The organism is Microcystis sp. BLCC-F209 (assembly GCF_041928595.1).
Classification (GTDB): domain Bacteria; phylum Cyanobacteriota; class Cyanobacteriia; order Cyanobacteriales; family Microcystaceae; genus Microcystis.
Genome location: NZ_JBHFLL010000176.1, coordinates 1 through 20890 on the forward strand (window position 1 = coordinate 1; position 20890 = coordinate 20890).

27 protein-coding genes, 1 tRNA gene and 3 pseudogenes are annotated in these 20890 nt (G+C 42.8%); 7 read left to right on the forward strand and 24 right to left on the reverse strand.

Features of this window, described 5'->3' with window-relative positions:
* Nucleotides 1-194: 194 nt before the first annotated feature.
* A pseudogene (locus ACE1AQ_RS10895) lies at nt 195-632 on the reverse strand (IS4 family transposase); the annotation flags it as partial.
* A 71-nt stretch (nt 633-703) separates the two neighbouring features.
* Between ACE1AQ_RS10895 and ACE1AQ_RS10900 the strand changes: the two are divergent.
* Nucleotides 704-832 (forward strand): annotated as a pseudogene (locus tag ACE1AQ_RS10900) (IS4 family transposase); the annotation flags it as partial.
* A 286-nt stretch (nt 833-1118) separates the two neighbouring features.
* Nucleotides 1119-1571 (forward strand): annotated as a pseudogene (locus ACE1AQ_RS10905) (transposase); the annotation flags it as partial.
* 91 nt (nt 1572-1662) lie between these two features.
* Here ACE1AQ_RS10905 and ACE1AQ_RS10910 read toward each other — a convergent pair.
* Nucleotides 1663-1736: transfer RNA gene (locus ACE1AQ_RS10910), tRNA-Arg, on the reverse strand.
* Between the two features lie 163 nt (nt 1737-1899).
* Complete coding sequence (locus tag ACE1AQ_RS10915; protein WP_039899592.1) at nt 1900-2091, reverse strand: hypothetical protein; 192 nt, start codon at nt 2089-2091, stop codon at nt 1900-1902.
* Between the two features lie 206 nt (nt 2092-2297).
* Here ACE1AQ_RS10915 and ACE1AQ_RS10920 point away from each other — a divergent pair, with 206 nt between their 5' ends.
* Nucleotides 2298-4823, forward strand: a complete 2526-nt coding sequence (locus tag ACE1AQ_RS10920) for a mannose-1-phosphate guanyltransferase (RefSeq protein ID WP_008198389.1) — start codon at nt 2298-2300, stop codon at nt 4821-4823.
* Nucleotides 4824-4902: 79 nt separating this feature from the next.
* Here the strand turns inward: ACE1AQ_RS10920 and ACE1AQ_RS10925 are convergent, their stop codons facing one another.
* A complete protein-coding gene (locus tag ACE1AQ_RS10925) occupies nt 4903-6285 on the reverse strand; it encodes a flavin monoamine oxidase family protein (protein WP_110545157.1) in 1383 nt (460 codons plus the stop codon).
* A gap of 109 nt (nt 6286-6394) precedes the next feature.
* Here ACE1AQ_RS10925 and ACE1AQ_RS10930 point away from each other — a divergent pair, with 109 nt between their 5' ends.
* Complete coding sequence (locus ACE1AQ_RS10930; protein ID WP_008198385.1) at nt 6395-7243, forward strand: M28 family metallopeptidase; 849 nt, start codon at nt 6395-6397, stop codon at nt 7241-7243.
* A gap of 137 nt (nt 7244-7380) precedes the next feature.
* On the opposite strand, the gene ACE1AQ_RS10935 is transcribed toward ACE1AQ_RS10930, so the two are convergent.
* The 20 genes from ACE1AQ_RS10935 to ACE1AQ_RS11030 form a co-directional block, all read right to left on the reverse strand.
* The gene (locus ACE1AQ_RS10935) at nt 7381-7578 is read right to left on the reverse strand and encodes a DUF6888 family protein (RefSeq protein ID WP_371413506.1); all 198 of its coding nucleotides are present in this window, start codon (nt 7576-7578) and stop codon (nt 7381-7383) included.
* The gene (locus ACE1AQ_RS10940; RefSeq protein WP_106908393.1) at nt 7505-7777 is read right to left on the reverse strand and encodes a type II toxin-antitoxin system RelE/ParE family toxin; all 273 of its coding nucleotides are present in this window, start codon (nt 7775-7777) and stop codon (nt 7505-7507) included. Before ACE1AQ_RS10940 ends, ACE1AQ_RS10935 begins: the two co-directional genes overlap by 74 nt.
* Nucleotides 7764-7976, reverse strand: a complete 213-nt coding sequence (locus tag ACE1AQ_RS10945; RefSeq protein WP_008198381.1) for a hypothetical protein — start codon at nt 7974-7976, stop codon at nt 7764-7766. Before ACE1AQ_RS10945 ends, ACE1AQ_RS10940 begins: the two co-directional genes overlap by 14 nt.
* Before the next feature lie 30 nt (nt 7977-8006).
* The gene (locus ACE1AQ_RS10950; protein ID WP_110545159.1) at nt 8007-8306 is read right to left on the reverse strand and encodes a hypothetical protein; all 300 of its coding nucleotides are present in this window, start codon (nt 8304-8306) and stop codon (nt 8007-8009) included.
* On the reverse strand, nt 8299-8550 hold the full coding sequence (locus tag ACE1AQ_RS10955; RefSeq protein ID WP_106908391.1) for a hypothetical protein: 252 nt from the start codon (nt 8548-8550) through the stop codon (nt 8299-8301). The genes ACE1AQ_RS10950 and ACE1AQ_RS10955 overlap by 8 nt, the downstream gene beginning before the upstream one ends.
* A 192-nt stretch (nt 8551-8742) precedes the next feature.
* Nucleotides 8743-8976, reverse strand: a complete 234-nt coding sequence (locus ACE1AQ_RS10960) for a DUF433 domain-containing protein (protein WP_002775448.1) — start codon at nt 8974-8976, stop codon at nt 8743-8745.
* Between the two features lie 131 nt (nt 8977-9107).
* Nucleotides 9108-9320: a hypothetical protein gene (locus ACE1AQ_RS10965; RefSeq protein ID WP_002763392.1), complete on the reverse strand. Its 213-nt coding sequence runs from the start codon at nt 9318-9320 to the stop codon at nt 9108-9110.
* On the reverse strand, nt 9317-9745 hold the full coding sequence (locus ACE1AQ_RS10970; protein ID WP_008198370.1) for a hypothetical protein: 429 nt from the start codon (nt 9743-9745) through the stop codon (nt 9317-9319). Before ACE1AQ_RS10970 ends, ACE1AQ_RS10965 begins: the two co-directional genes overlap by 4 nt.
* 511 nt (nt 9746-10256) lie before the next feature.
* A complete protein-coding gene (locus ACE1AQ_RS10975) occupies nt 10257-10493 on the reverse strand; it encodes a DUF4926 domain-containing protein (RefSeq protein ID WP_002743276.1) in 237 nt (78 codons plus the stop codon).
* A 12-nt stretch (nt 10494-10505) separates the two neighbouring features.
* The gene (locus ACE1AQ_RS10980) at nt 10506-10826 is read right to left on the reverse strand and encodes a DUF6883 domain-containing protein (RefSeq protein WP_024968524.1); all 321 of its coding nucleotides are present in this window, start codon (nt 10824-10826) and stop codon (nt 10506-10508) included.
* A 49-nt stretch (nt 10827-10875) separates the two neighbouring features.
* The gene (locus ACE1AQ_RS10985) at nt 10876-11070 is read right to left on the reverse strand and encodes a hypothetical protein (protein WP_110545161.1); all 195 of its coding nucleotides are present in this window, start codon (nt 11068-11070) and stop codon (nt 10876-10878) included.
* Complete coding sequence (locus ACE1AQ_RS10990; RefSeq protein WP_002743272.1) at nt 11064-11264, reverse strand: hypothetical protein; 201 nt, start codon at nt 11262-11264, stop codon at nt 11064-11066. Before ACE1AQ_RS10990 ends, ACE1AQ_RS10985 begins: the two co-directional genes overlap by 7 nt.
* A 161-nt stretch (nt 11265-11425) precedes the next feature.
* Nucleotides 11426-11632 (reverse strand): type II toxin-antitoxin system HicB family antitoxin, encoded by a 207-nt coding sequence (locus ACE1AQ_RS10995; protein WP_002769524.1) that lies wholly within the window; start codon nt 11630-11632, stop codon nt 11426-11428.
* A 5-nt stretch (nt 11633-11637) separates the two neighbouring features.
* Nucleotides 11638-11847, reverse strand: a complete 210-nt coding sequence (locus ACE1AQ_RS11000; RefSeq protein ID WP_002734197.1) for a DUF6887 family protein — start codon at nt 11845-11847, stop codon at nt 11638-11640.
* A gap of 81 nt (nt 11848-11928) precedes the next feature.
* Nucleotides 11929-12201: a type II toxin-antitoxin system RelE/ParE family toxin gene (locus ACE1AQ_RS11005; RefSeq protein ID WP_061433426.1), complete on the reverse strand. Its 273-nt coding sequence runs from the start codon at nt 12199-12201 to the stop codon at nt 11929-11931.
* A complete protein-coding gene (locus ACE1AQ_RS11010; protein WP_110545163.1) occupies nt 12188-12400 on the reverse strand; it encodes a hypothetical protein in 213 nt (70 codons plus the stop codon). Before ACE1AQ_RS11010 ends, ACE1AQ_RS11005 begins: the two co-directional genes overlap by 14 nt.
* Before the next feature lie 44 nt (nt 12401-12444).
* Complete coding sequence (locus ACE1AQ_RS11015) at nt 12445-13941, reverse strand: GUN4 domain-containing protein (protein ID WP_110545165.1); 1497 nt, start codon at nt 13939-13941, stop codon at nt 12445-12447.
* Nucleotides 13941-14327, reverse strand: a complete 387-nt coding sequence (locus tag ACE1AQ_RS11020) for a hypothetical protein (RefSeq protein WP_110545167.1) — start codon at nt 14325-14327, stop codon at nt 13941-13943. The genes ACE1AQ_RS11015 and ACE1AQ_RS11020 overlap by 1 nt, the downstream gene beginning before the upstream one ends.
* A gap of 147 nt (nt 14328-14474) precedes the next feature.
* Entirely contained in the window at nt 14475-16586 is a 2112-nt protein-coding gene (locus ACE1AQ_RS11025) for a TIGR00300 family protein (RefSeq protein WP_110545169.1), read from the reverse strand.
* Nucleotides 16587-16887: 301 nt separating this feature from the next.
* Nucleotides 16888-18651 (reverse strand): SWIM zinc finger domain-containing protein, encoded by a 1764-nt coding sequence (locus ACE1AQ_RS11030; RefSeq protein ID WP_110545171.1) that lies wholly within the window; start codon nt 18649-18651, stop codon nt 16888-16890.
* A 115-nt stretch (nt 18652-18766) separates the two neighbouring features.
* Between ACE1AQ_RS11030 and ACE1AQ_RS11035 the strand changes: the two genes are divergently transcribed.
* From ACE1AQ_RS11035 to ACE1AQ_RS11045, 3 genes are all read left to right on the forward strand, one after another.
* The gene (locus tag ACE1AQ_RS11035; protein WP_002765183.1) at nt 18767-19048 is read left to right on the forward strand and encodes a ParB N-terminal domain-containing protein; all 282 of its coding nucleotides are present in this window, start codon (nt 18767-18769) and stop codon (nt 19046-19048) included.
* A gap of 13 nt (nt 19049-19061) precedes the next feature.
* Entirely contained in the window at nt 19062-19754 is a 693-nt protein-coding gene (locus tag ACE1AQ_RS11040) for a helix-turn-helix domain-containing protein (RefSeq protein ID WP_008198332.1), read from the forward strand.
* 202 nt (nt 19755-19956) lie between these two features.
* The gene (locus ACE1AQ_RS11045; RefSeq protein ID WP_008198329.1) at nt 19957-20511 is read left to right on the forward strand and encodes a hypothetical protein; all 555 of its coding nucleotides are present in this window, start codon (nt 19957-19959) and stop codon (nt 20509-20511) included.
* Nucleotides 20512-20890 lie beyond the last annotated feature (379 nt).

A 20890-nucleotide genomic window follows, 5' to 3' on the forward strand; every position in this document is an offset into this window, starting at 1 on the left:
ATTCCTGCCAGTTTTTGCAGTTCTAGCAGGTTTTTGTCTTCTTCTTCACTTAAATCAATTTTTAGAGGGGCTGGCAAGGTTTTATTCCTCCTCCACAAAGGGTTCTCTGCTATTTTATAAGTTTTTTCGCCTACCTACTTATTTATTAGTAGTTGATAATCTTCAAAAATGTTGCTGTACAAGGATCGACTTAAGACTTTTGCAAGAGGTCTAATGAACCGCATACGCTCATCACTGTTGGAGTTTCCCTTTTTCTTGAGCAGCCACCACAAGATGGGAATGGCGACTCCTTCGTGGACTATGCCTACAGTCAGGATGTTGTAGCAATGCTCGCCCAACTCCCAGGTAGTCCGGTCAAGACTCAACACCCAAGGCTGGGGGAGCTTCAACCAACCCACGACAATTTTCGCAATTTCAGAATAATCAAGCTCGAAGTTGCGGAAAAAGCGTTGTAATCTCTTGTAGTTCGATTCTTTGAGGGCTTTACCTCCAAATCCTACTGCTAACTCGCTCAGATTGACGGTTTTGACTTTAATTAAGGCTAGTAGGAACAGTGCTAGAAACGAGAGCCTGGCTCCATGCCATGCCAGATGGGGTTTAAGGGCTTGCTTTAGGGCGCTATACTGGTTCATAGGGTTTTAGAGATTGGTTCTATTTCTCATAAAACCCTACTCTCGCCTACTTTTCAAGCTTTTTGTCCTGTACTGAGGGTCGTCGTAGCCAAAGTCTTTTTCGCTTAGGTTTTGACCATCTTCGTCATCTGATTCTTAACCCTTCTTTGCCCAATCATCGGGATTTTCTTCATTCCCTACAATTTTTGTCCTGTACTTAGCTTTTCAGTTATCGGGAGTCGGGATTAGTTTTGATGAACTCTTCGAGAATTTGAAGTTCTGCTTCGATTTGATTCTCCAAACACTTATATTTGTCGTCCTTTTATTCTAAAATATTTCGGGATTGTTGTCGGCATTCTAGTTTATATATCATTTAGGCGCACTATATTTGCCTTCTGGCTAATAGCAATAGTCTTTTTTCTTAGACATAAGTTTTCTTAATTAATTTCTCTAAGTATTTTGTATCAGATGTTACTAAATACTCTGGTTATTCAAACTTTTCCATCTACTGACTATGGCTTTCATGGTCATTTGCTAGTGACTCAGACGGGTATTATTACGGGTTTTTGCCTCACCGCTGCCAATGGGAGTGAACGAGAAGCTCTTTGGGATTTCGTCCCTTCGATTAAGGGGCTACTCATCGGAGATAAGGGCTATCTGTCCGCTCCACTAAAAGCCGAACTGCAACAGTATGGTATCCAATTGGCGACTCCCTGTCGTTCCAATATGCAGGATTTGCCTTCCCCTAACTATCTCAAGCTACTCCAGAGAACCAGACGTTTGCTCGAAACTGTGATTGGACAACTCAGTGAGCGTTTTTCGATAGAAAAGTTGTGGCCAAGAGATTTGTGGCATTTAATCAGTCGTCTGAACCCTAAGCTTTTAGCTCACACAGTTTGCTACTGGCTTAATCGTCATAGCCCTGACCCCTTGCAGTTTCAGTTCCTTGTCTCCCCTTAGTTGCACATCGCCTTAATTCATAATTCATAATTCCCACACCCCACTTCCCCACTTCCCCATACCCCAACGCCTAACTGATCACTGAAAAAGGCGGGATCGGCCGGGATCGAACCGGCGGCCTAGTGCTTAGGAGGCACTCGCTCTATCCAACTGAGCTACGACCCCTTTTTTCCCTAACCATGATAAGCCATCCACGGCTAAATTGCTGATCACCATAAATTATTTAGGTTTTTTTTGGGGGGGGTAATCTGGACTAATCCGGCAGAAAACGCCTCGATACCCACCCTCTTTCCTGTTTTATGGCGGCGATTTTGGCAGTATGTTAATTTTATTTACCCTTGAGGGCTTTTTGAAAATTCTTGCGATAGGCGGGATTAACAGCCAACAGAAGCGGCCAGAACAGGGTTAGAGCCAAACGATTGGGTAAACTGGAACTAAAATTAGTGCTTCTGTATCCATTCCAGAATTTCCAACCACCGACACCGTAAACAATTATTAAGAGAAAAACAACCAGTCTCATGTCATCTCATCCTTGGATTTAGACAGTTCACATCTCCCATTTTAAGCTTGGGTTTTGCCAGCTTGGGAAAAGAAAATATTGTCCTGAATCGGGGGGACGGTGTTAGAATGCCGGTTAGGAACTAGCTCGATCGAGGTCGGGAAACTAAAGCCATAATTTGCAAAAACTATTTAAAAACGGCGAAAAGATAGCCTTGGGAGGAAATTATGCGAGCGGTATTAATGGCAGGTGGTTCGGGGACAAGATTACGTCCGCTTACTTGTGATCTTCCCAAACCGATGGTACCGATCCTCAACCGTCCGATCGCCGAACATATTATTAATTTACTACGAAAGCATGACATTACTGAAATTATCACCACCCTGCACTATCTCCCCGATGTCCTGCGGGACTACTTTCAAGACGGCAGCGACTTTGGAGTAAAAATCACCTACGCAGTGGAGGAGGATCAACCCCTAGGCACCGCAGGATGTGTGAAAAATATTGCCGAATGGTTAGATGATACCTTTCTGGTAATTAGTGGCGATAGTATCACCGATTTTGACCTGCAAAAAGCGATCGCATTCCATAAAAGCAAAAACTCGAAAGCAACCCTCGTGCTGACGCGGGTTGCCAATCCGATCGAATTTGGGGTAGTGATTACCGACAAAGAAGGCAGAATTCGCCGTTTTATCGAAAAACCATCCACCAGTGAGATTTTTTCCGATACTGTCAACACCGGAACCTATATTCTCGAACCAGAAGTCCTCGATTATCTCCCCTACAAAGAAGAAGCCGACTTTTCTAAAGATTTGTTTCCGCTGCTGCTGCAAAGGGGCGAACCTATGTATGGTTATGTGGCCGATGGTTATTGGTGCGATGTCGGTCATCTGGAGGCCTACCGAGAAGCGCAATACGACGCTTTATCCGGCAAAGTTAACCTAGAATTTCCCTATCGAGAAAAATCCCCCGGGGTGTGGGTCGGCACTAATACCTATATCGATCCTAGCGCCCAGATCGAGGCACCGGCCATGATCGGCAATCATTGCCGCATTGGTGCAAATGTTCTGATCGAGAGGGGTTCGGTTATCGGCGATAATGTCACCATCGGTGCAGGTTCCGATCTGAAACGTCCCATCCTCTGGAATGGTGTAGTGATCGGAGATGAGGTCAATTTAGCCGCTTGTACGATCGCTAGGGGAACCAGAATCGATCGACGGGCCCAGGTACACGAAGGTGCGGTGATTGGACAATTATCGATCGTGGGGGAAGAAGCGCAGATCAATTCCGGGGTAAGAGTCTGGCCGAGTAAACAGATCGAATCGGGAGCCATCCTCAATATTAACCTGATTTGGGGAAATACTGCCCATAAAAACCTCTTTGGTCAACGAGGAGTATCGGGCCTCGCTAACATCGATATCACGCCCGAATTCGCCGTTAAATTGGGGGCATCCTACGGTTCCATTCTAAAACCGGGGTCAACGGTAATCGTCTCCCGAGATCAACGTAGTGTCTCGCGCATGGTCAGTCGATCGCTGATTGCCGGTTTAATGTCCGTGGGGGTGAATATCCAAAACCTACAAGCGAATGCTTTACCGATTTCGCGGACTTTAGTGGCTAAATTAAACGTAGTCGGTGGCATTCACGTTCGTATTCACCCCGATCGCCCGGATTTTCTCTTAATCGAGTTTTTAGACGAAAAAGGGATTAATGTTTCCAAAGCTAGGGAAAAGAAAATCGAAGGGGCCTATTTCAAAGAAGATCTGCGACGGGTGGGAATGCAGGAAATCGGCAGTATGTCCTATCCGGCTGATATTCTCGATAATTACCGCAAAACCTTTGAAACTCAGCTAAATGTGGAGGCTATTCGCAATAGTAGCTCCAAAATCGTCATTGATTACGCCTACGGAGTCTCAGGAGCAATTTTACCGGAATTACTGGCCAAATTTGGCTGTGATGCCGTGGTTCTCAATGCCAGTTTACGTCAGAATGCCCTTTCCATGCAGGAAAGAGAGTTACTAATCCATCAATTGGGCCATGTGGTGGAGGCCCTGAAAGCGAACTTAGGGGTACAAGTTTCGGCCAACGGGGAACAATTAGTCCTCGTCGATGAGAGTGGTTTATCGATTCGCGGGGAACAATTAACTGCTTTAATGGTGAACACAATTCTGACCGCCCATCCTCGCGGTACAGTGGTAGTGCCGGTTCATGCTTCTAGTGCCGTGGAACAGATCGCGCGTCGTCACGATGGCCGGGTGGTGCGGACAAAAGCCAGTCCTAGCGCTTTAATGGAAGGATGTCAAACCAATCCTAACGTGGTTTTAGGAGGCTCTGGGCAAACTGGGTTTATTTTTCCGCAATTACATCCCGGGTTCGATGCCATGTTCAGCGTGGCGAAACTTTTGGAGATGTTAACCATTCAGGAACGTTCTCTAGCTCAGGTGCGGGCTGAGTTACCGCGCATTTACAATAAGAATACGGCGGTGCGTTGTCCTTGGAAAGTAAAGGGATCCTTGATGCGCTATCTGGTGGAGACTCACGCTACCGATAATCTAGAGTTAATCGATGGGGTGAAGGTGATTAATCCCCTTAATGATGACTGGGTGTTGATTTTACCCGATGCCGGAGAACCTTTAGTACATATCTATGCTAACAGTGAGCAGCGGGAATGGGTCGATCGGACAATTAAAGAATATCGTCATCGTGTCCAATATTTCGTCGAACATTACCAAGGCGAAATAGTGATGATTTAGGATTTTTTTGCCCTATTATCCACGAAAATTGACTATGATGACTTTTTTGACCTAAAAAGTGTCCTAGCCCTGTAGATGCTCATTTTTCCCGTAAAAGCAAGGCGATTCGATCGGCCGCTGCCTCACCGGTGCGGATCGCTCCCTCAAAAAATCCCGGCCAGCGATCAGCCATTTCTGTGCCGGCCCAGTGAATCGGTCCGACGGGAGTAAAAAGAGCCTCGCCGAAACTTGTCCAGACTCCGGGGGGCATAAAAGCGGAATATGCTCCACCAGTCCAGGGATCCCCGGGCCAATCCACCTCATCGTAACTGATCGGGAAAAGAGCCTCTTGACCGAAATAAATAGCTAAATCCGAGAGGACGGCGGCACGACGCGCCGGACTACTCATGGAGCGCCAACGAATATAGCGATCGCCAACCACAAAGGTGGCGATTACCCCGACGCCGGTTTCGGGATCGGAACTATCAGCACAGAGTTCCAACCATTGACAATTTCCTTGGGCAAGTCCCGCTAGTCCCTGTTTTCGCCAGAAAGGTCGCTCATAGGAAATCAGGACTTTAGCGCAGCATCCCATCGGTACTCGTTGGGTTAGTTGTTCTCGCTGGGGTGGCAGCGGGGGATGATAAATAATGCGGCCGGCAAGATGGGGCGGCATGGCAATGATGGCAAATTTCGCAGTAAAAGTGTTCTGGCTGGTTTCTATGGTCACGCCGGCCGAGTCATAATTAAGGCGAACAACCGGTTCCCCCAGTCGAATTCGCTCTCCTAATTCCGCCGCGATCTTGTCGGGAATTTGTCCGGCTCCGCCATGGATCAGTTCGGCTTCTGGATGTTCAGCTTGAGCGGCGCAATTTTGTCCCCAAAGAACGTGCAGCAGTGAGACTTGTTGGGGTTCGGCTGGCCCGAGAAACCCGACGGCACGGGCCATATAAGCAAAATACCATTGACCAAAATCTGTGCTGGTGTTTTCTTCAATCCACTGGGCAAAAGTTTTACTGTCTAGTTTTTTGGTGTGATCGTTGCTTTGGGGATAACCTGAAGGTAGGGTTTTGGCTAGTTCTTGAAAACGCGCCCATGCTGACATCGCATCTTGCCATTCTGCTGCGCCGATATCGGGTACTTCTCCCTCGTGGAAACCTTGAAAAAAACCATTAAATTCATAGCGTTTGTTGTTGAACACTAGAACGGTTTTTCCCTGATTGGGAGAGGGAAAACGACGTATTTGATACTCATCAAGGAGGGCTAAAAAACGCTCTTGGGTTGGGCCCACCCACTGACCACCTCGATCGATCCACTGTCCGGAGGGGAGATATTGACCAGACATTCTGCCACCGTAACGATTTCGCGCTTCGATCACCAGAACTTGATGACCTTGCCTCTGGAGATTCCGCGCGGCGATTAATCCCGCTAATCCCGCCCCAACAACGATACACTCATAGCTAGTCAACTGGAGATTTGTCATGATTTTAGCTCCACAGAATATTTTATAATTAACAATTATTATTCTCCCCGATTTTTCCCTCAGTTTCTCTATCCATTGGCTCTTTTGATTAAATTATCTGCTGCCATCAATGTTTGATCTTCTTAGCGATCGCTTAAGCCAACACCTAGAACAAATTGTCCGAGAAAGAAACCCTTTTTTCTCTAGTCAAGGACATTTTTATGTGCGAGAATACCTGCGGCAAGAGTTAGGCAATTGGGGAAAAGTTGAATCACATTTTTTCCATTTTCAGGGAAAAAATTACGAAAATTTAATCTTGGATTTGCCTAACAACAGTCAAAAACCTCCGATTTTAATTGGCGCTCATTATGACACGGTGCCGGGGTCGCCGGGGGCTGACGATAACGCCACGGGATTAGCGGTATTATTAGAATTAGCGAGGTTTTTTGGGGAGAATCAGGCTAATTATCCAATTCGTTTAATTGCCTTCGATCTAGAAGAATACGGATTACTGGGGAGCATTGCCTACGCAGAAAAATTAAAACAAACTAAGCAGGATTTAAGGTTAATGTTATCCTTAGAAATGCTCGGTTACTGTGATAAAAATCCCCATTCTCAAAAATATCCAGCTTTTCTAGAATATTTTTATCCCAACACTGGGGATTTTATCGCTTTGATTGGCAATCTCAAAACCCGCAAGGATTTAAATTTTCTCAGTCGAGTCCTGCGGGAAAATCAGACTCCCTGCGAGTGGTTGCCCGTAATTTTTGGAGGTTATATCGTCCCCGATACTCGACGCAGCGATCATTCTCCTTTTTGGAGTCGCGGTTATTCGGCAATTATGGTGACAGATACGGCTAATATGCGTAATCCCTATTATCATAGTTCTCGGGATACAATCGCTACTTTGGACTTAAATTTCCTAACACGAGTCTGTCAAGGTCTCTGTTTTGGATTGCAATCTTTACCGATGAGATAAAAGTTAGTGTGTAGTCCAGTAGTGGACTATTTCAGCTAAAATAGGGCAATAGATTTCGGCTTAAAGTCCTAGATTATAGAATTTATAGCATTTTTCTAATACACCAAATTAGCTGAAACAGTCCACTACAAGATTAGCTACAAGATTAGCGATCGCACTAAAATATAAATAATTTTGAGTCGGCTATCATAGCGGAATAGGTATATCGGTTGGTAGAGAAAAGATAAGCAACTGACAAATAAAGATAGCAGTATCTTTCTATCAAGGAAAAGTTTTGTAAATTTCTCTACGATGTGCGACTCGTTGACAGATGATGGTTTGATTGGGTCTATCAATAGTCAGGCCAATCCTATAATCTGCAACTCTAATTTTATATTTATCTTTATGTCCTTTCATTTTATCGAGATAGTCTAATTCAAAAGGATTGTCAGTTTCTAACTGGTAAAATACGATCAACTCAATACGAGATTGTATGTCCTTTGGCAAAGAGGCTAATTCTTTTAAAAATCTCTTGTTGTATTCAACCTTCCACATTTTTGTTTTTAAGCAACTCTAAATATTGTAAGGCTTTTTCTTTGTCTAGGATTTGATCATTTTCAACTTCTTCGATGAGTTTTCCTAGTCCGTAATCCTCTAGGATTTCTTCGATTTTTTCAAATTCAGCAATGGGAATCTGAACAGCAATCGGCTTTTGATCTTTGTCTAATACATAGTTTTTGGTAATTTCTAGCATTTGGAGTTCCTCTAAAAGTTCTCTAGATTATTATTGATAAGCTGAATCGTGATCGGAATGTAAAGAAAGTATTCGTAAATAATCACCTTCTCTAGTAGCAATTGCTCTACATTTTTGCGTGATTCTAAAACTGTACAAGGTTTCTCCTTTTTGACCTTTTTTAGAATTAATCTTCTCCCATTTTAATCCTTGATCTTGATATAACTGCTCCCAAGTTAGTTGAGAAATTTTCCTGAAAGTTTTCAGAGCGGATAATGCTTCACTTTTGGGTAAATTGAATAAATCTCGCTGAAAAATCGGGTTGTTTAGATCAAGTAAAACCTCACTCATGATTGTCGAGTTTGCTCTCTAGGGATTCTAGATCTGATAACTGCGGTGGATGATTAGCATTCCATGTCAGAGCTTGATCTAATTTTTCTCGAAAAGGCGATCGATTTATCCAGTCTTCGTTTACGGGAGAGCGATCGAGTAAATTTTGATAAAACTCATTCCACAGTTGACCCCATTCTTTTAGATCGATAACAACTGCTGTTTTTTCTCCTGTTTCATCGACAATATACTGAATACCTTTCATGATTTAAATTGTTGTGAGATGGATATTAATTAATAACTATATTTTAATCGATTCACGAGAAGATATGGATTTGACAATTTTATCCCGTTCCCATATTCTACCGGGGAACGCTCCCTTCAGTTTCTACCTGAATACTGGTTTAAGGTAGAGCCTTAGATATGGTGTTCTAAGGCAGAGCCTCGGAATAAGAAATCATGCCGAAGTGAAGCTAACGATATAATCGGATACAGCCCAAGCTGCATAATTAAGAGCCTGACGAATATCTTCCTCTTCTAACTCTGGATAAGCCTCTAAGACTTCCTGAATAGATAACTGACTAGCCAACAGTTTCAGAACAAATCCTACAGTGATACGCATTCCTCGAATCGTTGGCTGTCCAAGACATATTTGTGGATTAACAGTAATACGGTCTAGCTCTTTAATCACTGTGGAACTCCTGAGATAAACTTATTCTGTATTGTTACATACAGCAATGAATCATTATCGCCCTAACTCTTGTGTTGGCAATGAATTGGCAATTAATCAGAATCAATCTATAGCGTTTCGCTCAAGCCAACCTAAGAGGCTGTTGTGTTGACGTTGAAAGCTTTGGTGTGTTCTTCTCGAATTTTATGAATTTCTTCAGCATACTTGAGAGTAAACCCGTAGGATTCCGCAGCCTTTTCCGCAGCAATGCGAGACTTAACTAAATAGTCATGGATAGACGTGCATTCCTCCGATAATCTTGTTTGAGTTTTATCTTTTTCTTGCAAAATCTCTGAGTGGATCATAAGTTATTCTCCTCTTTGAATAGTTCAAGTGGTGTGACAATTTCAGGTGTTGACAAACCAAGGCGGGCATTGATAACGCGAATATGCTTCCGTTTGTTAGCATTCGCTAGGTGGTTGCAATTCCAAGTAACGAGATATTGAATGTCGAAATAGCTGGCATAGGCAAGATAAAACTCGACAACTTGTTCAAGAGCAGAAGTCGGCGGTAGTAAAGGAATCCTCGAAACCAAATGAATAATTTCAGCTTTACGCGGATAGTTTCCGTTGGTTAGTTCTTGAAGCACGGCATCCGAAATATATAAATCATAATAACTGGACATCTCCGACCACCACTTCCTTGTGATTTCGGTAAAAGTTTTTAGAGCTTCACGCTCATCAAAGTAATAACTCGGAACCGTGGAATCCAAGTACACTTTTTCTTTCATGATAATAACTGATCGACAAGACTAAATTAAAGCCTGAAGCAGCGGTATGGTAGCCCCCTCTATTCTACTATCCTATCTCTGTAACGAAGTTATTGCACTGTCATGCTTGACCTCGATCATTTCTCAGAGCGATCGCACTTGATCGCATTGAAACTTCTCCATTTTATCCCAAACATTAGCGGTGCGTTACACGCGCGTTTTCGCACCCTACAAGATCAGCGATCGCACTCCTCTTATATTGTTACATACAGCAATGAATTGTTATCGCTTTAACTCTTGTGTCGGCAATGAATTGGCAATTAATCAGAAATTAATATAAGCAATTATTGTAGGTTGGGTTGAGCGAAACAATACTGGGTCGAAAATGGCTCAATTCGATTGTTTAAGCGAAACCCAACCACCCCAAAGGTTACTACTGAAATTGACTCACCGAGAGCGTTAAAAACCTCTAAAATTGCTCCCATTTCGCCATTGCTAGGATGGGGGATTAAATCCACTAAGAATAACAGAATTATATAATTTGCAATTCATCCTGTTTAAGATTTTGAATTGATTCAATCTTGGAAACTTCTACAGCGATAACTGTATAGGCTTTTCCCTGATTATTTAACACTTCTAAAACATAGCCATCCTCTTGGCCTTCGGGTCGAGGACAATAATCCACGATAATCGCGTGAGTGCCACGAGACAAATTAGATTCTGGCAAATCTTCGGTTAATTGAACTTCGGAAAACATATCAAATTTCATAGTCTAACTCTTTTAATCTGGTAATAAAGTCACAAATCTTGTTTCTTTCGTAAGTGAGTCGATAATCCAATAGGTAGAGACTCGTAAGTTTATCCCGTTCACCCCTTGTAAAAGTCCTTTAATTTCATAAATATCACCGAACTTTGTTTGTTTATTTAAGGTGGCCTCGTTGAGAAGAATACGTCTTAAATCTTGTTCCAATACCTGCCAGTTGTCTAAATTATATCCCGCTTGTGCCAGAAAGCCTGATTTATCATCTTTGGGTTGTAAAACTAGCAAATACCGGGTTAATTTAGCTGGTGGGATTGTCGCATTGGGATTTAAATAAGGCATTTATATTGTAATTTAGCCAATTTCTTTATAGACTTCTATAAAATAGATTTTACAGTATATACCGGCAGTATTGCCATGTTTTTTCTTTGTCTAGGATTTGATCATTTTCAACTTCTTCGATGAGTTTTCCTAGTCCGTAATCCTCTAGGATTTCTTCGATTTTTTCAAATTCAGCAATGGGAATCTGAACGGCAATCGGCTTTTGATCCTTGTCTAATACATAGCTTTTGTTAATTTCTAGCATTTGGTTCTCTCAATAGTATCATTTTCGCTATTTTTTGTCATGTTTTGGGCGGTATTTAACCGAACTAATTTTCTACCACTTTTCCCTTGTCTCTCCCTCCAATCGGCGCAAATCGCTTTTATATCGTAGTTGAAAGACTTGGCGTGTTCTTCTCTAATCTTATGAATTTCTTCGAGTATTTCATCTTCCCACATAGCTCATTCTCCCATTAACTCGTAAGGTGTACAGATTAGCGGTAATTTGTAGCCGAAATCCGCGCATATATTGAGAAGTTTTTTCTGAATTTGAGCATTAGTAATATGTTTACAGTTCCATGTTAACAGATAAAAGTCGCGGACAGGATGCAGGTGATCGGTTACGCTTCGATATACTGGCAATAGGTGGCTGGTTGGGGAATTGGCAGCCCTTCCTCTTGTAATCCATCCAGATGAAATTGAATTGCTTCTTTCATATTTTCTGCGATTTCCTCTAGGGTTTTACCGGTAGTAACACAACCGGGTAAATCGGGAACATAAGCGGAATAGTTATTTTCAGCTTTTTCGATAATAATCGCATAACGCACGATTTCTATTCCTCAATTATTTGATTTAATTTTTCCTTGAAAATCGTTTCTATTTCTTTATAGGACATCGTTTGAGGTGCGGGATAGTTAAACCCGTCTTTTTTTCGGCTTAATAATACTTCTAGTGCTTCACTAAAAATAGCTTCTTCATTTCGATGTTCCGAAAGATACTGACGGAGTTCTGCGTTAGTCATTTCCGAAGGTGATTTTTTCATAATTCAAAGTTCCAATTCCCCTGTTCATCGATTAAAATGATTAGAAAGTAATTGACAGATAAAGATAGCGGTATTTTTCTATCAAGGAAAAGTTTTGTAAATTTCTCTACGATGTGCGACCCGTTGACAGATGATGGTTTGATTGGGTTTATCAATAGTCAGGCCAATCCTATAATCTGCAACTCTAATTTTATATTTATCTTTATGTCCTTTCATTTTATCGAGATAGCCTAATTCAAAAGGATTGTCAGTTTCTAATTCGGAAAATACGATCAACTCAATACGAGATTGTATGTCTTTTGGCAAAGAGGTTAATTCTTTTAAAAATCTCTTGTTGTATTCAACCTTCCACATTTTTATTTTTAAGCAATTCTAAATATTGTAAGGCTTTTTCTTTGTCTAAGATTTGATCATTTTCAACTTCTTCGATGAGTTTTCCTAGTCCGTAATCCTCTAGGATTTCTTCGATTTTTTCAAATTCAGCAATGGGAATCTGAACGGCAATCGGCTTTTGATCTTTGTCTAATACATAGTTTTTGTTAATTTCTAGCATTTGGTTTTCCCTCCGATACAATTCTTAAAAATTGGCTGTTACCTTTATATGTTACATTTTACAAGTCTCGACGCGAGAGAAGAGAGCCCTCCACGAAACCCAAATACTAACCACCGTACCCTAAATGCCCGAACCATAGGGAGGTGTCCTAGGGGTGCTTTTAGGTCAAAAGTAACATCCGTGTAGTATATCCATCTATCATTCACTCGCCAGCCTACTCTATCTCCGAAAGCGTTCCAAACTCTTTCATTATACTCCCGCGTCCCACCGAGTTCGCGGTAGATTTTCGCCTGCACGGAAAAACCAAAGCGACCGCCACTATATTTAACCCATAATTGGTCAATGGTTCGCAAATCCTCGCAGGGAAAATTATCGATATCCTCTATCCGTAGCCATCCTTCGTTCGTTCGGTTAGCTACCTGTAGCATCACTGTCGCGGTTTCATAGTCCGCTTGCATCCATTGCTGCCGTTTTAATAAATCTTCTAAGTTCCGATAATCGATTCCTTTCTCGCTTTTAAGTTCGATTTCTTCCAGTTTCGGTGCTGCGGGTTTCGGGGTTTCTGTTATCGTTTTCGCCGACTCACCATTTATCGGTTCCGTTTTAGGGGACGGTGGGACGGGTTGTTGTGCTAGTTTCAGGGTAATCCGGTCATAAACTTTTAAAACCTTCGGATTCGTGGGGTCTAAGGCTAATACTCGCCTCATTAACTGTTTTGCTTCTTCTAGTCTCCCTTCACCTTCTAAATCTAACGCTTCCTCTCGCAGTAACGCGATATCGGTGATAGTTGCTTGTTTCGGTAACAGAATCAGATGATTCTTGTAGTTTGGTTCGACGGTGGAGTGGGGAGTCTGCGGGGGTTTGTTGTATTGTCGGTTGATTTCCGGAACTCGATGGAATAGATGATTACAAAGTCTCTCCACCGTCGCGCAATTCCTTTCCCCCTCAATTCGCAAAGCCTCCAGAAGCGCGTAGGTAAACGAACTCATTCCCAAAGCGGGAATTTGATAGGATTCTTCCCCCGGACTACAGGAAGCGATGGTAATCACTCCCTGTTGGGGTTTTCCTCCCGCGGATTTATTGCCGAATCGCGTCTCGTTCCGGCAAGAGTCCAACAACAGAATGATATTATCCGCGCCGCATTTGCGTAAGCGTTGGGTGAGATAGGTGAGAGAAATGGTGGTATCTGGGAGCAATTGGGAGTGTCCATCGTGGGGAACGAGGTAATCCTGTTCCTGATGTCGTAATCCGTGGCCACTGAAGAAAAACCAGAAGTTATCCCCCGTCTCCAACTGCGGGGACTCGAAAAATTCATGGAGGAAGATTTTTAAATTTGTGGCGGTGGGTTTCGTTTCTAGAAAAGTACCGCTAGGCGTTTTAATGGAGTCAGAATCATCGGTAAAGAGGAAAACTTCGTCAAACTTGGCTTCTTCTTTACAATAGCGAAACATAGCCTTCGCGTCTTCGATGGCGCAATCTAGCTTGTTAAAGTGTCCCTGTTTATAGGCTGTAATGCCGATGATAAATGCCCAGTTCGCCATTAGTCTGCGGTCGGTGTGTTTTTCTCGTCTCGCTTGAATTTTAGGGTTAATCCGCCTTTAGTGCCAGTCTTAATCCCCGTCCCTAACAATTTTACTTCACCTTCTCCGGTAATCTCTACGCAAAGCTCTACTTCATCGAGTTTAAAACCGGTTTGTTGGTTGACCTGTTTCTGTGCTTGATTGAAGACTTTGCCGATAAGCTGGAGAAAATGGGAAAGTTCTGTCTCTAGCTTCTCTATGCTCACTTTTACGCCACGAGTCGCAGCTGCGGTGATAGTTTTCCTCGTGTCCCAGGGATTGTCATAGGTGTCGTTTCTTTTCGCATCTTTATCGGGGGTGACGGGGGTATCTTCTGCGGTGATAATCCAAATAGTTTCTTCTGGCATAACGTTCTCGTTTTTCGGCAATGGTTCTCCTTTATTATTCTAGTTACCCATTGCTAACTCACCTATAGAGATAGGGGTTAATAGTCCCAAAAAAGGGGGTTTAAATACCCCCAAAGCTCATAAGTTTTATGTTTTAGAGTATTGGTTTTAAACCGTTTCTACCAAGGGACGGGTTAACTTATCCAACTGTTGGGTTAACAGACTCAGGAATAAACCCACATCGGTGACGATACCGACGGATTCTACGGAACCTCGATCGCTTAATTTTGTCACCACGGCCGGGTTAATATCAACACAGACCATTTTCACCCCCGCCGGTGTCATATTGCCCACACCGATGGAATGGAGCATACTAGAGAGCATGAGAATCATGTCTGCACCTTGAATTAAGCGGGAATATTCTTCCTGTGCTTTAATTAAATCCATCTCCGTATCCGGAAGCGGACCATCATCGCGAATTGAACCGGCCAAACTGAAGGGGACATTATTCTTGACGCATTCATACATTACGCCTTTTGTCAATACCCCGGCCGATACAGCTTTGGCGATGCTGCCGTGGCGACGGATGAGGTTGATAATCTTGAGGTGGTGACGATGGCCACCGCGCACCGGGATGCCTTTCTGCATATCTACCCCTAAAGAAGTACCCATGATCGCCTGTTCCATGTCGTGAACTGCGATCGCATTTCCCCCCAGTAAAGCGTGAACGTAACCATCGCGGATTAAACGGGAGAGATGTTGCGCTCCTCCAGTGTGAATGACCACCGGACCTGCCGTTACTACCACTTTACCGCCCTGGTCGCGAATTTGGCGCATTTCCCAGGCAATCTGCTCCACGGTTAACTCGACTCGGCGCTCGCTGGAAACCCCCGCACCCATAAAGGTAAATTCCTGAGTGCTGTTGCGTTGTTCCCTGGATTCCGCCTGTCGGATAGTACGGATGCCCTCAACTCCCACCATGACGCGATCGCCAGCTTTTAAATCCCGCAGCAGAGTACATTTCGCGGTTTTGCCTTCCGGACTTTCAGTGACGACGATGGCTGCATCCATGCGTTGATTTTCCACCCGCACCCATTCACAGTTAACCCGCACTTCCGTGGGATAGATGGTGCTGACATAAAAATCATCGGGAGCGACCCCATCTTGAGCGACAATGGCGGTATTGACATCACAGATTTCTTGGGGACGAGCGGCCGCACCGAGGTCGATCAATTGTACCATGATCTCCTCCATTACCTCGTGAGAGGGTGCAGAAACGCGCACTTCGGCCGAGGAGGTACTTTGGCGCTCAATCCCTAAGGTGAAGTTTAAAACCTTGAAGCTGCCCCCATTTCCCACCACAACATCGAGAGCTTTATTCATAATTCCCGCGTCGAGCAGATGACCTTCTAACTGGAGAATGCGACTTTCAATGGTGACATTAGCGTGATGGTCTGGAATTAAGGGTTCCGTGGTACGCAGGGTTAAACATTTAGCGGCTCCTCCTGCTTTTAAGAACTCCGTTAGGGGAGTTTGTACCACTTCAAAGCCTTTTGACACTAACTTATATTGTAAATCGTCACTAATTTTATTCATGACGATTACTTCACCGATATTCACTGCATTACAAGCAAAGTTAACCGCATCAGCTTCTTCAACGATAATGCGTTTTTCTTCGGGAATTTTTAACTCAATTAACCGATTAGAATAGGCATCAAAAGCATCGGGATAGTAGAGTAGATAACCGCCACTAAGGGGACAAAAACAGGTATCAAGGTGATAAAAACGTTCATCGATTAAACGTAGGGATAAAACCTCGATATCGAGCCATTTAGCGATTAAAGGGTGAGAATCTAACTCAGTTCTAAAGCCATATCCTGCCCATAACCAACGTCCTTCCCGATCTAATAGTGCGTCTCCTGCACCTTCAAAGGGTAAATCTTTGGGCAGTTCGTGAACTGTAAAACCGTTATCTTCAAACCACTGTTTAAAATAGGGTTCTTCTCCCTGTCTTTCTTTGTGTAAAAAGCGACTGAGAACGACTATTTTTTCCAGAACTAAACCTGCATTAGCGGTAAAAACCATGTCAGGCCAGCCTTTTTCTGGTGTGACTAAATCCACGAGCGCCCGATCTTTGAGAACATGATAAAGCTGCTGCCATTGTTGCCTAGCTTTTTCCTGGGAAGATTTGTGAATGTTGCCCTCCATCCAAGGATTAATCACATAATCCACATCGTAATGATCGGGAGAACACATCAAAAAGCGAATAGTTTCAGTCATATTTTTTGACAATGAATATTCAGTATAAGTAGTCTGGAGATAAGTTTAGACCAATCTTCCATTATACTCCACTTTGCCCCGAAATGTCACTAGGCCTAAGATTAGGATAATTTCCGCTCTACAAGCTAAAAACAGCACAATTTTAGCCGATAACTGACGGCGAAGCTGTTAAGTATTTAAATTGCTTGTGGAGATAAGGCAAGAGGAAACCCCCCCCGATGTCGGGGGGTAGGGGGGGTGGGGGAGATTCAGCTGCTCTAAGGATAGGCGGTTAAAATGGGTCTTAGCTTAGAAGCTTAAATCATTGTAAATCCTGATGTTTAAATAACCCCATAAATTTCGATTTGCGTCCGTGTTCCTTAATTAAACTTTCCCGATAAGTTTGCCATTCTTCCCGTCTTCCTGACATATAAAAGGCATTACGAGCTTTTTTCAGCCATTTAATCGCTTCTTCGTAGCGATCAGCCTTTTTTTCGTCGAGTATCTTTTCCGCAGGAGGACACGCGCGATCGATCACCCAGTTAGGATCGACGGTAGCAGCCGCATCCATTATCCGCCAAATTAGGTGAGACTGCACATAGGAATTATCAGAAACGACTTTAATTGCATCTCTAACTAAATTTTCGTGGAGAAATATATCGATTTTAGCCTCTGTGGAACGTCCACCGCTAAACTTGCGCAAGTAATCTAACAAGTCTAATTTTAAATCGGGCCAATCTTCCCCCGCTAAAGACTCAATTTTTTGGTAATGGGAAAAGGAAGGTTGGTCTTGAAATGCCTTAATTCTAGCAGCCAAAGCTGTATCTATATCCCCTAAAGATTGCGCTAGTTCACTTGTCCAGAGAGCTAATTGATAATAATAATTTCCTGGGAAATTTAGACCACTTCGGGCAATTATTAGGGCGGATTCTGGTGCGGATTCATCCCGTAAAGCTTTGGCAAAAAAGAAGGCTTCATCGTTTTTAGTTATCATATTTTTTGCCGCTGCCATCGCTTCGTCAATGCGATCAAGATAGACTAACTTAGTTAGGTATTCTACCACTTGTCCTGAAGCTAAAGCTAGATTCAAATACTCCTGATCTTTTTCCTGCTGCTCGAAAATTTCTAAGCGAATAGAAGTTAATGTTTGGGCATAATCGGGGATATTCCCTGACCACATTTCTGAAAAATTAGCCGATTCTCCCCGTAAAATCTTCTCTAAAATTGGATCATCCCATCCCTGTTGTAAGGCTGCTAAACTCATCTCAAAATCGGCACTCCATTCATCTTGCCATTGCTCGATCTTTTCCCTTAAATCTTGCTTTTCTTGGGGATTAAATTCTTTACTTAAAATTGCCGCAGTTAAAACTTGATCGATTCTGGCACTTAAATCATCATTGACAGCACCGTAATTTTCTAAATCATCCCATTCCTCGATACAGGCGCTAATAATTGCTTCTAAAATAGCGATTGCGTTATCCGGTTCTCCCTTTTGATAATAATCTTGGGCCTCATCCACCAGGGCATAAATTTCATCAGAAATTGGATCTTCTTCGCAGTAATCTTCTTCGATCGCTCGCAGGGATTGCCGCAGTTCATTACGGACAGTATTACGATAAGCTTTGACATTAATAGTTATCTTACCTCCCGCTTTATTAACTGGGGTAGCTGGAAATAAAAATTTATCAATTGTCTCAATAATTTCTGGGTGTTTAGCCACTAAATGATTAAGTAATTTTCTTATTTTACTTTCATCGATCGGTGTCAATAACTCCTCTAGAGAGGCTTTTTTGATAATTAATTCTGGTTGACGAGAACAGGTTAACAAAACCGCCACAATATGCTTACACCAACCCTCGTAATCGTAGGGACAGGAACAGGAGACATTCTCAAGATTATCTTGGTTAAAATCCATGGCAACTCGATAGGGTTTAACCTCACTACCATTCACTAAAGCTTGTAGATTTTGCCCCCGTTGCCAAAGAGAAATAACTGCACCGCTATCGTAATAATATTGACCGCGCTGATAGGAAGCATTGGTGCTATTTTGCCGGATAATTTTTTCATTGATAGGAGGAATAGTCATAGTCAGAAAAGGAGAGGATTGGGTGATAAAATCTTGTCTGTGTCAAGAAAACTGCCAGCACCGAGACAGACCACTGCATCAGCAACCGAGTCAACTTATCTTCAGTTTAGCCTAAATGTGCTATAGTGAAGACACTATGGAAATTAAAAACATTCCTCTGTCCCAAATTCGTCGTCCTTTACCGCGACAAACCGATCCCGAAAAAGTTAATCAGTTGATGCAATCGATCGCTGAGGAGGGATTACGAGAACCGATCGATGTTTTGGAGGTGGATGGTAACTACTACGGTTTTTCCGGTTGCCATCGCTTTGCCGCTCATCAGCGTCTCGGTAAAGAAACAATTCTCTGTCGAGTTCGTCGCGCCCCTAAATCCGTTTTAGCTAAACACATCGCTTAAGCTGAGAATTCCCATGAATGAGTCCTTATATAAATATCATCGGCAAAAATTAGAGCAGTTAATGGCAGAAATTGGCTGTAAAAATCTGGAAGAATTGAGTCGGTTATCGGGTCTATCTTCTTGGCAATTGCAGAGAGTTCGCCATGGCTTAATCGCCAAATTATCCTCTGAATCTTTGGTGAAATTAGCTAATGGGCTGCAGCTGCCAGTTAGCGATCTCCTTGCTCATTTTCAAATCCCGACGATGGGGACAGAGGATCGTTCAGGGGAATCAAAAATTCTCGAACAAGAGTATCAAAATTTACAGCAAAAATTAGACAAGCAAAAAGAAGAATTAGCCGCAGAATTTCAACGTCAAAGCATCGAAGCGATCGAATCTTGGTTAGTTCAATGGCCTACGGCCGAGGCCGTTGCCCGCAAAAATCCCGACCTAGCAGCCGTCAAAATCCTCTCCCTAGTTAAACCGATTATGCAGTTACTGGAGCGCTGGGGAGTGCAACCAATTGACAGTGTCGGTGATCATGTTAGTTATGATCCGCAAATCCATCAATTGATCGATGGTCAAGCAGCAATCGGTACACCCGTTTTAGTTCGTTATCGGGGCTATCGTCATGGGGAAAAACTACTTTATCGTGCTAGAGTGAGTTTAATTAAAGTAGAAATGCCAGAAATTCAACCAGCAGAAACAGAAAATGTCACCCCTTAAAGCGATGATTCTTACATAGCTTTAGTGCTGCGAAAAATTCTCTCGTAGTCTGCTTTTATCGAAAAAATCGGGTCTAAAACCTTGCCTTAAGGCGAAAAGTTTTTGGAGCGGAGCATAAATCCCCATTACAAAACTAATGGCTACTTGATAACCGCCCCCTGAACGGTTAAAATAAGATTATGGGTGATTCGGAGAAAAAAATATGTCAACGCCCTACGATAACTGTTTTGACCACATTACTGATCCTGTCCAACGAAATTCTGTTCGCCAGCAATGGTTACAGATGCTTGACGGAGGTTTATCTGTTGCCGATGTTAGGATGCTCCTAGATAAGTACCCAGATTTTCAGTTTGCAATTAGTCGGTGGATTCCCTGCCAGCCTGCAAGTCTCGGTTTTAGTTATGATACAATGGACAGGTTAAAGGAGTTTCTTGCTACTTTGCCTGAGTTTAAATATGTATTTGATAAGTATGTTTCTAACCTTGTTTCTGAACCAGGTAAACAACCGGAATATGAAAAAGAATCAAAATTAAACAAGCTTGCCACCATATTTCCTGAGTTTAAACAGGTAGCTGAAAAGTATATAGAAGCCAGCCTAAAATATCACAAAGAACAAAGAGAAGCCGCAGAAAGAGAACGATTAGAAAGAGAGCGAAGAGAATCGCCAGAAGAAAGAAGGGAAAGAGAACGGAAAGAATATGAATATCTGTATCCCGATAGCGATTGGTACAGCGAACATAGAACACGCTATCTTTAGAATCTAGGAATTTTTCCAAAAATCCTAACCTAGACAAAAAGAGTAAAGGAGAAGAATTGAAAACAATTTTCATAGAGATTACCAATTTTTTTCTCTATCTATGTCTTCCGTAGCCGTAGATTGGGTTGAGCAATAATAACTTTTGTCTGTCAAATGTTAGCGACGCTTAAGCGAAACCCAACCACACCAATATCGTCAAGAATGTTGGGTTTCGCTCAAACCATTGAATTGAGCAGTTGGCTCTTCTAGGTTCTGTGTGATAAGTTTAATTGACATAGGATCGATCGATCTTTGTGTCCTTTGTGTCTTTGTGGTTCGTTCCACCCCCTCGCTCTTGAGAAATGTATCTTAAAATACATTTTACCCACCAAAGCTGGGA

Excerpts from the sequence above, each read along its gene's own strand:
- ACE1AQ_RS10920 (WP_008198389.1), top strand. The coding sequence starts at position 2,298 with ATGCGAGCGGTATTAATGGCAGGTGGTTCGGGGACAAGATTACGTCCG.
- ACE1AQ_RS11000 (WP_002734197.1), bottom strand. The coding sequence starts at position 11,847 with ATGAAAAAATCACCTTCGGAAATGACTAACGCAGAACTCCGTCAGTAT.
- ACE1AQ_RS11010 (WP_110545163.1), bottom strand. The coding sequence starts at position 12,400 with ATGCTAGAAATTAACAAAAACTATGTATTAGACAAAGATCAAAAGCCG.
- ACE1AQ_RS10945 (WP_008198381.1), bottom strand. The coding sequence starts at position 7,976 with ATGCTAGAAATTACCAAAAACTATGTATTAGACAAAGATCAAAAGCCG.
- ACE1AQ_RS10970 (WP_008198370.1), bottom strand. The coding sequence starts at position 9,745 with ATGAAAGAAAAAGTGTACTTGGATTCCACGGTTCCGAGTTATTACTTT.
- ACE1AQ_RS11005 (WP_061433426.1), bottom strand. The coding sequence starts at position 12,201 with ATGTGGAAGGTTGAATACAACAAGAGATTTTTAAAAGAATTAACCTCT.
- ACE1AQ_RS11020 (WP_110545167.1), bottom strand. The coding sequence starts at position 14,327 with ATGCCAGAAGAAACTATTTGGATTATCACCGCAGAAGATACCCCCGTC.
- ACE1AQ_RS10985 (WP_110545161.1), bottom strand. The coding sequence starts at position 11,070 with ATGCTAGAAATTAACAAAAGCTATGTATTAGACAAGGATCAAAAGCCG.
- ACE1AQ_RS10940 (WP_106908393.1), bottom strand. The coding sequence starts at position 7,777 with ATGTGGAAGGTTGAATACAACAAGAGATTTTTAAAAGAATTAGCCTCT.
- ACE1AQ_RS10990 (WP_002743272.1), bottom strand. The coding sequence starts at position 11,264 with ATGTGGGAAGATGAAATACTCGAAGAAATTCATAAGATTAGAGAAGAA.
- ACE1AQ_RS10975 (WP_002743276.1), bottom strand. The coding sequence starts at position 10,493 with ATGAAATTTGATATGTTTTCCGAAGTTCAATTAACCGAAGATTTGCCA.
- ACE1AQ_RS10955 (WP_106908391.1), bottom strand. The coding sequence starts at position 8,550 with ATGAAAGGTATTCAGTATATTGTCGATGAAACAGGAGAAAAAACAGCA.
- ACE1AQ_RS11040 (WP_008198332.1), top strand. The coding sequence starts at position 19,062 with ATGAATGAGTCCTTATATAAATATCATCGGCAAAAATTAGAGCAGTTA.
- ACE1AQ_RS11025 (WP_110545169.1), bottom strand. The coding sequence starts at position 16,586 with ATGACTGAAACTATTCGCTTTTTGATGTGTTCTCCCGATCATTACGAT.
- ACE1AQ_RS11030 (WP_110545171.1), bottom strand. The coding sequence starts at position 18,651 with ATGACTATTCCTCCTATCAATGAAAAAATTATCCGGCAAAATAGCACC.
- ACE1AQ_RS10915 (WP_039899592.1), bottom strand. The coding sequence starts at position 2,091 with ATGAGACTGGTTGTTTTTCTCTTAATAATTGTTTACGGTGTCGGTGGT.
- ACE1AQ_RS10930 (WP_008198385.1), top strand. The coding sequence starts at position 6,395 with ATGTTTGATCTTCTTAGCGATCGCTTAAGCCAACACCTAGAACAAATT.
- ACE1AQ_RS10950 (WP_110545159.1), bottom strand. The coding sequence starts at position 8,306 with ATGAGTGAGGTTTTACTTGATCTAAACAACCCGATTTTTCAGCGAGAT.
- ACE1AQ_RS10965 (WP_002763392.1), bottom strand. The coding sequence starts at position 9,320 with ATGATCCACTCAGAGATTTTGCAAGAAAAAGATAAAACTCAAACAAGA.
- ACE1AQ_RS11035 (WP_002765183.1), top strand. The coding sequence starts at position 18,767 with ATGTGCTATAGTGAAGACACTATGGAAATTAAAAACATTCCTCTGTCC.
- ACE1AQ_RS10925 (WP_110545157.1), bottom strand. The coding sequence starts at position 6,285 with ATGACAAATCTCCAGTTGACTAGCTATGAGTGTATCGTTGTTGGGGCG.
- ACE1AQ_RS11045 (WP_008198329.1), top strand. The coding sequence starts at position 19,957 with ATGTCAACGCCCTACGATAACTGTTTTGACCACATTACTGATCCTGTC.
- ACE1AQ_RS11015 (WP_110545165.1), bottom strand. The coding sequence starts at position 13,941 with ATGGCGAACTGGGCATTTATCATCGGCATTACAGCCTATAAACAGGGA.
- ACE1AQ_RS10980 (WP_024968524.1), bottom strand. The coding sequence starts at position 10,826 with ATGCCTTATTTAAATCCCAATGCGACAATCCCACCAGCTAAATTAACC.